This is a genomic window from Aeromicrobium sp. (assembly GCF_037719875.1).
GTDB lineage: Bacteria > Actinomycetota > Actinomycetes > Propionibacteriales > Nocardioidaceae > Aeromicrobium.
Map to the genome: position 1 here is coordinate 24523 of NZ_JBBJMJ010000026.1, position 6425 is coordinate 30947.

Here is a 6425-nt window from a genome sequence, read left to right on the forward strand (position 1 = left end):
TCACTCATGTCCACCCGGCACGCCGTTCCTAACGTCCGTGGACAGAACAACTAGGGCGTGTCTCTCAATTGGCCGTCGATGAGGGAGCGTGGCATCCGCGCCCGGCTGACAAGGCCGAGGAACGAGGCGCACCGGTGTTGTGCGGCGAGCGACGAGAACGCAGTCAGGCGGGATGCGGGGGCACGCGAGCCGGCGGTGAATTGAGAGACACGCCCTAAGCCAGAGCTGCCGGGATCGTCGCCTGCCAGGCGGCCTTGAGGTCCGCGACCAGCACGCTGAACTGACCCGTGACCTCGATCGTGGCACCTCCCGTGCGACCGACGGATGCCAGCTCGACGCCATGGCTCTCCGCCATCGACACGAACTCATCGTGCCGATCCTGCGTGACCACGACCATCGCGCGGGCCGACGACTCGCTGAACAGGTCGAGGAACGGGTCCGCCAGGTCGACCGTGACGCCGACGCCGTTGCGGAACGACGCCTCGGCAAGCGCCATTGCGAGTCCACCGTCGGAGAGGTCGTGCGCCGACTCGACGACACCCGACTTGGCGGCCTGGACCATGAGGTCGGCCAGCGAGCACTCAGCTGCGAGGTCGACCACCGGAGGAATGCCGCCGAGATGGCCGTGCAGGACATCTGCCCACGTGGAGCCGGAGAGCTCTTCGCGGGTCTCGCCGAGCACCAGCACGTGGCTGCCCTCGGCGGTGAACCCGTGGGTGATGCGCTGGCGTACGTCGTCGATGACCCCGAGGATCCCGACGACGGGCGTGGGCAGGATCGGGGTCTCGCCGGTCTGGTTGTAGAACGAGACATTGCCGCCCGTGACGGGTATGCCAAGCACCGCGCAGGCGTCCTTGAGCCCGTGAGTCGCCTGCTCGAACTGCCACATCACGTCAGGGTTCTCCGGTGAGCCGAAGTTGAGGCAGTCGGTCACGGCCAAGGGCAGCGCACCCGTCACCGCGACGTTGCGAAAGGACTCGGCAAGGGCGAGCTGCGCACCCGTGTAGGGGTCGAGCTTGGCGAACCGGCCATTGCAGTCGGTCGACACCGCAACGCCGAGGTGGGACTCGTCGTCTATGCGGATGACGCCGGCGTCCTCAGGCTGCGCGAGGACGGTGTTGCCCTGCACGTAGCGGTCGAACTGGTCGGTCACCCACGACTTGTCGGCCATGTTGGGCGAGGTCACGATCGCAATCAGCTGATCGCGGAGCTCATCTCCCGAGGCTGGTCGCGGAAGCTGCTCGGCGCCGTCCGCCTGCAAGGCATCCTGCCACTCGGGTCGGGCGTAGGGGCGATCGTACGTCGGGCCATCGTGGGCGACCGAGCGCGGCGGCACGTCCACAACGGTCTCGCCGTGCCAGTCGATCACGAGGTGTTCGCCGTCCGTGACCTCGCCGACGACGACTGCCTCGACGTCCCACTTGGCACAGATCGCCATGAAGGCGTCGAGATGCTGTGGCTCGACGACAGCCATCATGCGCTCCTGCGACTCGCTCATGAGGATCTCCTCGGGCGACAGGGTGGAGTCGCGCAGGGGAACGGTGTCCAGCTCGACATGCATACCGCCGTCGCCGGCCGAGGCGAGCTCGCTGGTCGCACAGGAGAGACCGGCGCCGCCGAGGTCCTGGATGCCGTTGACGACCTCCGCGCGGAACAGCTCGAGGGTGCACTCGATCAGGAGCTTCTCCATGAAGGGGTCGCCGACCTGCACGCTGGGCCGCTTCGCGGGACCGGAGCCACCCTCGGCGGACTCTGTGAATGTCTCGGAGGCCAGGACAGAGACGCCACCGATGCCGTCTCCGCCGGTCCGCGCACCGTAGAGCACCACCTTGTTGCCGACCCCTGAAGCGAATGCGAGGTGCAGATCCTCATGGCGGAGGACGCCAACGCACAGCGCGTTGACCAGCGGGTTGCCGAGATAGGTCTCGTCGAACACGACCTCGCCGCCGATGTTGGGCAGACCGAGCATGTTGCCGTAGCCCCCGACACCGGCGACGATGCCCGGCATGATCCGGCGGGTGTCCTCGGCGTCGAGTGGTCCGAATCGCAGCGGGTCCATGACCGCGACCGGACGGGCACCCATCGCAAGGATGTCGCGGACGATCCCGCCGACGCCAGTGGCCGCGCCCTGATAGGGCTCGATGTACGACGGGTGGTTGTGTGACTCGACCTTGAACGTGACGGCATACCCCTGGCCGATGTCGATCACACCTGCGTTTTCACCGATTCCGGCGAGCGTCTTGCCGAGCGGGGTCTCCTGCGGCAGGTCGCCGAACTTCTTGAGGTGGACCTTGGAAGACTTGTAGGAGCAGTGCTCGCTCCACATCACCGAATACATGGCCAGCTCCGCGCCCGTAGGTCGCCGGCCCAGGATCTTGCGGATGCTGGCGTACTCCTCCTCGCGGAGGCCAAGCTCGGCCCAGGGCTGAGCCTGGTCTGGGGTGCTGGTGGCGTGCTGAACGGAGTCGAGCTGGCGGGCTGCAGTCACAGCCGAATCCTATCGGTCGCCGCAGCGCGGTCCCGACCACCGTCCGACCGGTCGGCGCGACAGCGTCCAGGCGCCGGCCATTCGGTCAGAGTGCGCCGTAGCGGATCAGGAAGTCGCGATCGGTGTCGCGTCCACCCTCCGGATCGGGCACGGGGTCGGTGTCGGACGTCGTCACGGTGTCCTCGAGGCGTATGCGCTCGGGCAGCTTCGAAAAACGATCTCGTTGCGTCCGTTCGGCCATGTCGGTCAGTCTACGTCGCGCAGACGGGTTGACTTCCTGGTCAAGCCGGATTTATATTCAACGTATGTTGAATACTTCGGCGGTTGACGTCTCCGGCCTGGTCGTGATCCGTGGCACGAACACCGTGATCCCCGATCTGTCGATCTCGATTCCACGCGGATCGGTCACGGGTCTTCTCGGCCCGAGCGGGTGTGGGAAGTCGACCCTCATCCGCGCGATCGCGGGCATACAGGTCATCGAGTCCGGCTCCGTCTCGGTGCTCGGCGGCCCGGCCGGCACGTCCGCCGCACGCGAGCAGGTCGGGTATGTCACGCAGGCCAGCTCGGTCTATCCCGACCTCACCGTGGCGCAGAACCTGCGCTACTTCGCCGCCTTGACCGGTGCGGATGACGCAGCGGTGCATGATGCCGTCGCCAACGTCGGGCTCGCCGAGAAGTTCGAGACACTTGTCGGCGATCTCTCCGGCGGTCAGCGGACGCGGGTCTCGCTGGCGGCGGCGCTGCTGTCCGATCCCGAGCTCTATCTCCTGGACGAACCGACCGTCGGCCTCGACCCCGTCCTCCGACGCGATCTGTGGCAGCTCTTCGACAGCCTGGCGGCGGCCGGCAAGACACTGCTCGTGTCCAGCCACGTCATGGACGAGGCCGGCCGCTGTGACCGCGTGCTCCTGATGAGGGAGGGTCGGCTCATCGCGGATGCGACCCCCGATGGTCTGCGCACCCAGTCCGGAGAGGACGACCTCGAGAAGGCCTTCCTCGTGATCGCAGAAGGAAGAGCCGCATGAACCGTACGCTCGCCACCGCCCGCCGCGTGCTCCAGCAGCTGAGTCACGACCCTCGCAGCATCGCGTTGATCGTGGTCCTGCCGTCGATCCTGCTGCTGCTCTTCAAGTATGTCTTCGACAGCAGCCCCGGGGTGTTCAACCGGATCGGCCCGCAGATGCTCGGGATCTTCCCGTTCGTCATCATGTTCCTCGTGACCTCGGTGACGATGGTCCGCGAGCGTACCTCCGGCACCCTCGAGCGGCTGTTGACCACGCCCCTCCGCCGGGGGGAGCTCATCGCCGGATACGGCCTCGCCTTCGGCGCAGCGGCGCTCGTGCAGTCACTCATCACCTCAGCCAGTGCGATCTGGTTGCTCGACATGGATGTCAACACCCCGTGGGCCGTGGTGCTGTTCGCCGTCACCGACGCGGTGCTCGGCACGGCCCTCGGCCTGCTGATGTCGGCCTTCGCAGTCACGGAGTTCCAGGCGGTCCAGTTCATGCCACTCGTGGTCATCCCGCAGCTCCTGCTGTGTGGTTTGCTCACGCCACGGGAGTCGATGCCCGACGTGCTCCGCTGGCTGTCCGACGTGCTCCCATTGAGCTATGCGACAGACGCCTTCACCGAGCTCGGCTCGACGAGCGATTTCACCCCGACCATGACCAAGGACCTCGTGATCTTGATCGGCTGCTGCGTCCTCGCCCTGGCCGGCGCCGCTCTGACCCTCCGCCGGCGGACGCCGTGACCGACAAGCGCGCGCGAGGCAGACCACCGGCCGGCGACCCGGCTGACCGTCGCACGGCGATCCTCGACACGGCCCGCACGCAGTTCGCGGCGAAGGGATTCAACGGCGTCTCGATGCGCGCCATCGCCCGCCAAGCCGGAGTCGACGTCAGCCTGATCAGCCACTACTTCGGCGACAAGGCCCGTCTGCTGGTCGCGACGATGGAGCTGCCGGTCAACCCGGTGGACAAGATCGGATCGGTCATCGAGGGCGGGCCGGATGGCATGGCCGAGCGATTGCTGCGGACGTTCCTCGAGGCGTGGGACCCGCACCGCGAGGTCTTCAGCACCCTGATCCGGACGACTCTGGGGTCCGGTGACTCCGAGGCGCCTGTGCTCCAGCTGGCGCAGAACGTCCTGATCAGCTCCCTGCTCGGTGCGCTGGAGGGCGAAGATCGCGAGCTGCGCGCTCCGCTGATAGCCAGCCAGCTGATCGGCATGGCCACCCTTCGGTATGTCGTCCGCATCGCTCCCCTGGCCGACGCATCCGTCGACGACGTCGTACGTCTGTATGCCCCGGGGATGCAGCCTCTGATGAGCTGAGCTCAGGCGGATCCGGCAATCGTGCCGATCATGGCGAACAGTGCCACGAGAACCGATACCGGCACGAGCCAGAACGCGGCCACGGCGATCGTGACGGTCGTCCCGATCTTGGGCGGGGCGAAGTATCGGGCGCGTTGCAGGTCGCCGATGCCGTCGATCCATCGACCGGTCATCGACACACCGCCCCACACGCCCTTGAGGCGGTTGAAGATGCGCCACCCTCCGCCGCCGGCGATCTGTGACAGGGCCCCGCGCGTCTCGTCGACCTTGTCACTGAGGCTGATCATGATGCCGAGCTCCGTGGCGAGCTTGTCCGGCTCGGCGACGGCCCAGATGATGCGCCGGCGGCGCCCCCAGAACGCTGCGCTCACCGCAGCCATGAGGGCGGCAGCGATCAGGATGACAATTCGCAGACCGCCATCGGCCAACACACCCAGCACGAAGGTGGCGAGGATGAATGGCACCGAGAGCCCCCACAGGATCGCGGTCGGGATGCGCAGCACCCGGACGGCAACCGTGACGACGCCTGCCACACGTTGGGCGACCTCGCCGGTCTGGCCATCGACCCGCGCCGCAAAACCACCGACCGCGGCGTTGGCCTGCGACCCGAGCGAGTTCGTCTGACGGAACTTCATGGGTTCATCGTACGGAGGTGAGGCACGTTGCGCTGATGGCAGACCTCTAGGCTGCACTGGTGGCTATCGCACTGTCCTTGTTGTCTGCCTTGGCCTACGGCATCTCGGACTTCCTCGGCGGGATCTTCGCCAAGCGCTCATCGCCTTGGCAGGTCGCGATCGTGGGGCAGATGTCCTCAGGGGTCTTCAGCCTCCTGGCGGCAGTCCTCCTGGCGGGCTCACCGACCGGCACCGACTTGGCATACGGGGCCCTCGCGGGTCTTGGCGGCGGCTTCGGTGTCGCGTTCCTCTACCGCGGACTGGCGACCGCACGGATGGGTGTCGTGGCCCCCATCTCGGCGATCGGCACGGCGCTGATCCCGGCGGCTGTCGGGCTTGCCACGGGCGACCGGCCCTCCGAGCTGGCGCTGCTCGGAGTGCTCTTCGCATTCCCGGCGATCGCCCTGATCTCACGGGTCGTCGACGACAATCCCGCGCATCGCGGCGGAGTCATCGACGGCGTCATCGCCGGAGTCGGCTTCGGCCTGTTGTTCACCTTCCTCGGACAGATCGGTGAGGACGCCGGCCTCTATCCGCTCGCCCTCTCGCAGCTGACCTCGTTGGTGAGCGTCGCGGTCACGGCGATCGTGCTCCGCCAGGTGTGGATCCCCCGCGACCGACGAGCGTGGGGCGCGGTGGTGATGGGACCGCTCGGCGCGACCGCGCAGGGTGCGTTCCTCTATGCGACCCACCACGGGCTGCTGTCGATCGTGTCGGTGATCTCGTCGCTCTACCCCGCGAGCACGGTCCTGCTCGCCGCGGTCGTCCTGCGGGAGAAGATCCACGGCTGGCAGGGTGTTGGCCTCGTCTTCGCCGCTCTGGCCGTCACCCTGGTTGCCGCCGGCTGAGGGGCGCGAAGCGCCCGTACGGAACCATGGGGCCGAGCGCAGCGAGGCAGGCGCCCGGGCGAAGCCCGGCAGCGGCGACAGAGG

Annotated in this window: 7 protein-coding genes; 4 read left to right on the top strand and 3 right to left on the bottom strand. The window is 67.4% G+C overall.

The window, feature by feature from the left end; genetic code table 11:
* Positions 1-214: 214 nt before the first annotated feature.
* Positions 215-2488, bottom strand: a complete 2274-nt coding sequence (purL, locus tag WKF39_RS16105; protein ID WP_340390274.1) for a phosphoribosylformylglycinamidine synthase subunit PurL — start codon at positions 2486-2488, stop codon at positions 215-217.
* An 85-nt stretch (positions 2489-2573) separates the two neighbouring features.
* Positions 2574-2729 (bottom strand): hypothetical protein, encoded by a 156-nt coding sequence (locus WKF39_RS16110; RefSeq protein WP_340390276.1) that lies wholly within the window; start codon positions 2727-2729, stop codon positions 2574-2576.
* Positions 2730-2793: 64 nt separating this feature from the next.
* On the opposite strand from WKF39_RS16110, the gene WKF39_RS16115 reads away from it, so the two are divergent.
* The 3 genes from WKF39_RS16115 to WKF39_RS16125 are packed head-to-tail and all read left to right on the top strand — an operon-like array spanning position 2794 to position 4819.
* Positions 2794-3513, top strand: a complete 720-nt coding sequence (locus WKF39_RS16115; RefSeq protein WP_340390278.1) for an ABC transporter ATP-binding protein — start codon at positions 2794-2796, stop codon at positions 3511-3513.
* A complete protein-coding gene (locus WKF39_RS16120) occupies positions 3510-4238 on the top strand; it encodes an ABC transporter permease (RefSeq protein ID WP_340390280.1) in 729 nt (242 codons plus the stop codon). Before WKF39_RS16115 ends, WKF39_RS16120 begins: the two co-directional genes overlap by 4 nt.
* Complete coding sequence (locus tag WKF39_RS16125; protein ID WP_340390282.1) at positions 4235-4819, top strand: TetR family transcriptional regulator; 585 nt, start codon at positions 4235-4237, stop codon at positions 4817-4819. Before WKF39_RS16120 ends, WKF39_RS16125 begins: the two co-directional genes overlap by 4 nt.
* Positions 4820-4821: 2 nt before the next feature.
* Here WKF39_RS16125 and WKF39_RS16130 read toward each other — a convergent pair whose 3' ends face one another.
* The gene (locus tag WKF39_RS16130) at positions 4822-5454 is read right to left on the bottom strand and encodes a hypothetical protein (RefSeq protein ID WP_340390284.1); all 633 of its coding nucleotides are present in this window, start codon (positions 5452-5454) and stop codon (positions 4822-4824) included.
* Between the two features lie 59 nt (positions 5455-5513).
* Between WKF39_RS16130 and WKF39_RS16135 the strand changes: the two genes are divergently transcribed.
* Positions 5514-6341: a DMT family transporter gene (locus tag WKF39_RS16135; protein ID WP_340390286.1), complete on the top strand. Its 828-nt coding sequence runs from the start codon at positions 5514-5516 to the stop codon at positions 6339-6341.
* Positions 6342-6425: the final 84 nt, after the last annotated feature.

Excerpts from the sequence above, each read along its gene's own strand:
- WKF39_RS16130 (WP_340390284.1), bottom strand. The coding sequence starts at position 5,454 with ATGAAGTTCCGTCAGACGAACTCGCTCGGGTCGCAGGCCAACGCCGCG.
- WKF39_RS16110 (WP_340390276.1), bottom strand. The coding sequence starts at position 2,729 with ATGGCCGAACGGACGCAACGAGATCGTTTTTCGAAGCTGCCCGAGCGC.
- WKF39_RS16120 (WP_340390280.1), top strand. The coding sequence starts at position 3,510 with ATGAACCGTACGCTCGCCACCGCCCGCCGCGTGCTCCAGCAGCTGAGT.
- WKF39_RS16115 (WP_340390278.1), top strand. The coding sequence starts at position 2,794 with ATGTTGAATACTTCGGCGGTTGACGTCTCCGGCCTGGTCGTGATCCGT.